Annotated in this window: 1 protein-coding gene; it reads right to left on the bottom strand. The window is 62.8% G+C overall.

Annotated features, from left to right (window positions below; translation table 11 throughout):
• The coding region (locus tag WH50_RS11855; RefSeq protein ID WP_116453721.1) for a beta strand repeat-containing protein at window positions 1–4,605 on the bottom strand (4,605 nt) is incomplete at its 3' end.
• Window positions 4,606–4,657: the final 52 nt, after the last annotated feature.

Genomic DNA, 4,657 nt, shown 5'->3' on the forward strand with positions numbered 1-4,657 from the left:
GGCATCAAAGCTCAGCCAGCTCGGCAGGGCCGAACCGTCCGCCAGGGTGGCACTCAGGGTCAGGCTGTCACCGGTATCCACATCACGGAAGGTGCCCGCCGGGACGGTAAAGCGGAAGGCGCTGTCTTCGGTGGCGCTCTGCGCACCGATGGTGCCTGCCGTAGGCGCATCGTTCACATTGGTGACGGTCAGACTAAAGCTGCTGCTGACCGAGGCGTTGCTGCCGTCGGTGGCGGTGACTTTGATGCTGAGACTACCGACATCGCCATTGGTGGGCGTTCCCGAGAAGGTACGCGTGGTGGCGTTAAAGCTCAGCCAGCTGGGCAGCGCCGAACCATCGGCCAGCGTCGCGGTGTAGGTCAGGCTGTCACCGGTATCCACGTCACTGAAGGTGCCCGCCGGGACGGTAAAGCGGAAGGCGCTGTCTTCACTGGCGGCCTGATCTGCTATGCCTGCACTGGTGGGCACATCATTGGTGTTCACGACTTTGAGTGTGAACTGGGTACTGGCCGAGGCACCGCTGGTATCGGTCGCCGTGACCTTGATGGTCAGACTGCCTACATCGTCATTGATGGGCGTACCGGAGAAGGTGCCGGTACTGGCATCGAAGCTCAGCCAGCTGGGCAAGGCCGAACCATCTGCCAGGGTGGCGCTCAGGGTCAGACGGTCACCGGCATCGGCATCGATGAAGGTGTCCGCCGCCAGGGTAAAGCGGAAGGTGCTGTCTTCGGTCGCCACCTGATTGGGGATGACGCCAGAGCTGGCCGCATCATTGGTGTTGATCACGGTCAGGCTAAAGTCGCTGCTGACAGCCGCCCCCTGGGTATCGGTCGCCGTGACTTTGATACGGATGACGCCGACATCACCGTTATCCGGCGTACCGGAGAAGGTGCCGGTGCTGGCATCAAAGCTCAGCCAGCTCGGTAGCGCCGAACCGTCGGCCAGGGTAGCACTCAGAGTCAGACTGTCACCGGCATCCACATCAGTGAAGGTGTTCGCGGGAACCGTAAAGGTAAAGCCCGCATCTTCGGTGGCACGCTGATCACTGATCGCCCCTGCCTCAGGCGCATTGTTCACATTGGTGACGGTCAGGGTAAAGCTACTGCTCACCGAGGCGTTGCTGCCGTCGGTCGCGGTGACCCGGATGCTGATCGCACCGACATCGCCGTTATCCGGCGTACCGGAGAAGGTACCGGTACTGGCATCAAAGCTCAGCCAGCTGGGCAAGGCCGAGCCGTCGGCCAGGGTGGCGGTGTAGGTCAGGCTGTCAGCGGTATCCACATCACTGAAAGTGCCTGCCGGAACGGTAAAGGTGAAGCTACTGTCTTCGGTGGCGCTCTGGGCGCTGATCACCCCGGCGGTCGGCGCATCGTTGGTGTTGGCAATGGTCAGGGCAAAGTCAGCGCTCAGACTGACCTGATTACTGTCCGTGGCGGTGACCCGGATGCTCAGGCTACCCACATCACCGTTCTCCGGGGTACCGGAGAAGGTGCCGGTGCTGGCATCGAAGCTCAGCCAGGCAGGCAATGCCGAACCGTCGGCCAGGGTGGCGGTCAGGGTACTGAGCGTCCCCAGCTCACTGAAGGTGGCCGCCGGGATAGTAAAGGTGAAGGCACTGTCTTCGGCCACCTGCTGGTCGGGAATGGTACCGGCGACGGGCGTGCTGACATCCGTAATGCTTAACGAGAAGCTACTGCTGACGGCTGCACCGCTGCTATCGGTGGCGGTCACCCGGATCGACAGGGTGCCGACATCACCGCTGGAGGGAGTACCGGAGAAGGTAGCGGTGGCGGCATTGAAGCTCAGCCAGCCCGGCAATGCCGAACCGTCAGACAGGGTGGCACTCAGGGTCAGACGGTCACCGGCATCGACATCACTGAAGGTGCCGGCAGGCAGGGTAAAGGTAAAGACGTTGCCTTCCTCACTCTGCTGATCAGCCAGCGTGGCCGCCGTGGGCGCATCGTTGGTATTGGCAACGGTCAGACTAAAGCTGCTGCTGACCGAAGCGCCACTGGTGTCGGTCGCGGTGACCCTGATGCTGATCGCACCGACATCGCCGTTATCCGGGGTACCGGAGAAGGTACCGGTGCTGGCATCAAAGCTCAGCCAGCTGGGCAAGGCCGAACCGTTCGCCAGGGTGGCACTCAGGGTCAGGCTGTCACCGGCATCCACATCACTGAAGGTGCCTGCCGGGACGGTAAAGGTGAAGGCGCTGTCTTCGGTGGCGCTCTGCGCACCGATGGTGCCTGCCGTAGGCGCATCGTTCACATTGGTGACGGTCAGACTAAAGCTGCTGCTGACTGACGCGCCACTGGTGTCGGTCGCGGTGACCCTGATGCTCAGGCTGCCCACATCGCCGTTATCCGGGGTACCGGAGAAGGTACCGGTGCTGGCATCAAAGCTCAGCCAGGCAGGCAATGCCGAACCGTCGGCCAGGGCGGCGCTCAGGGTCAGGCTGTCGCTGCTGTCGGCATCCCCAAACAGGCCCTGTGGCAGGGTAAAGCTGAAGGCGCTGTCTTCGGCCACCTGCTGGTCGGGAATGGTACCGGCCACCGGTGTGCTGACATCCGTAATGCTCAACGAGAAGCCGCTGCTGATGCTGGCACCGCTGCTATCGGTGGCGGTCACCCGGATCGACAGGGTGCCGACATCACTGCTGGACGGGGTACCGGAGAAGGTAGCAGTGGCGGCATTGAAGCTCAGCCAGCTGGGCAAGGCCGAACCGTCAGACAGGGTGGCACTGAAGGTCAGACGGTCACCGGCATCGACATCACTGAAGGTGCCGGCAGGCAGGGTAAAGGTAAAGACGTTGCCTTCCTCACTCTGCTGATCAGCCAGCGCGGCCGCCGTGGGGGCATCGTTGGTATTGGTAACGGTCAGGCTAAAGCTGCTGCTGACCGAAGCGCCACTGGTGTCGGTCGCGGTGACCCTGATGCTGATCGCACCGACATCGCCGTTATCCGGGGTACCGGAGAAGGTGCCGGTGCTGGCATCAAAGCTCAGCCAGCTGGGCAGGAAGGAACCGTCGGCGAGGGTCGCAGTATAAGTCAGGCTGTCACCGGCATCCACATCTGCAAAGGTGCCTGCTGGGATGGTAAAGGTGAAACTACGGTCTTCGGTCGCACTCTGGGCACTGATCACCCCGGCGGTCGGGGCGTCGTTCACATTGGTGACGGTCAGGCTAAAGCTGCTGCTGACCGAGGCGTTGCTGTCGTCGGTCGCGGTGACTTTGATGCTCAGGCTACCGACATCGCCATTGGTGGGCGTGCCGGAGAAGGTGCCGGTAGCGGCATTGAAGCTGAGCCAGCTGGGCAACGCCGAACCGTCGGCCAGGGTGGCGCTCAGGGTCAGGCTGTCGCTGCTGTCGGCATCCCCAAACAGGCCCTGTGGCAGGGTAAAGCTGAAGGCGCTGTCTTCAGTGGTGCTCTGGGCACTGATAGTGCCTGCCGTCGGCGCATCGTTCACATTGGCCACGGTCAGGGTAAAGCTGCTGCTCACCGAGGCGTTGCTGCCGTCGGTGGCGGTGACTTTGATGCTGATCGCACCCACGTCGTCATTGGTCGGTGTGCCGGAGAAAGTACGGGTGGTGGCGTTAAAGCTCAGCCAGCTGGGCAAGGCCGAACCATCTGCCAGGGTGGCGCTCAGGGTCAGACGGTCACCGGCATCGGCATCGATGAAGGTGTCCGCCGCCAGGGTAAAGCGGAAGGTGCTGTCTTCGGTCGCCACCTGATTGGGGATGACGCCAGAGCTGGCCGCATCATTGGTGTCGATCACGGTCAGGCTAAAGTCGCTGCTGACAGCCGCCCCCTGGGTATCGGTCGCCGTGACTTTGATACGGATGACGCCGACATCACCGTTATCCGGCGTACCGGAGAAGGTGCCGGTGCTGGCATCAAAACTCAGCCAGGCAGGCAGGGCGGAACCGTCGGCCAGGGTGGCGCTCAGGGTCAGACGGTCACCGGCATCCACATCAGTAAAGGTGTTCGCGGGAACCGTAAAGGTAAAGCCCGCATCTTCGGTGGCACGCTGATCACTGATCGCCCCTGCCTCAGGCGCATTGTTCACATTGGCGACGGTCAGGCTAAAGCTGCTGCTCACCGAGGCACCGCTGGTATCGGTGGCGGTGACCTTGATGGTCAGACTGCCTACATCGTCATTGGTGGGCGTACCGGAGAAGGTGCCGGTAGCGGCATTGAAGCTGAGCCAGCTCGGTAGGGCGGAACCATCAGCCAGGGTCGCGGTGTAGGTCAGGCTGTCAGCGGCATCGACATCACTGAAGGTGCCTGCCGGGACGGTAAAGGTGAAGCTACTGTCTTCGGTGGCGCTCTGGGCGCTGATCACCCCGGCGGTCGGCGCATCGTTGGTGTTGGCAATGGTCAGGGCAAAGTCAGCGCTCAGACTGACCTGATTACTGTCCGTGGCGGTGACCCGGATGCTCAGGCTACCCACATCGCCGTTCTCCGGGGTACCAGAGAAGGTACCGGTGCTGGCATCGAAGCTCAGCCAGGCAGGCAATGCCGAACCGTCGGCCAGGGGGGTGGTCAGGGGGCGGAGCGGACCCAGCTCACTGTAGGGGGGCGGCCGGGATAGTAGAGGCGGGGGCACCGTCTTTGGACGCCTGGGGGTCGGGAAGGGTACTGGCGACGGGCGGGCCGGA

This window comes from Pokkaliibacter plantistimulans (assembly GCF_003194385.1).
Lineage (GTDB): Bacteria > Pseudomonadota > Gammaproteobacteria > Pseudomonadales > Balneatricaceae > Pokkaliibacter > Pokkaliibacter plantistimulans.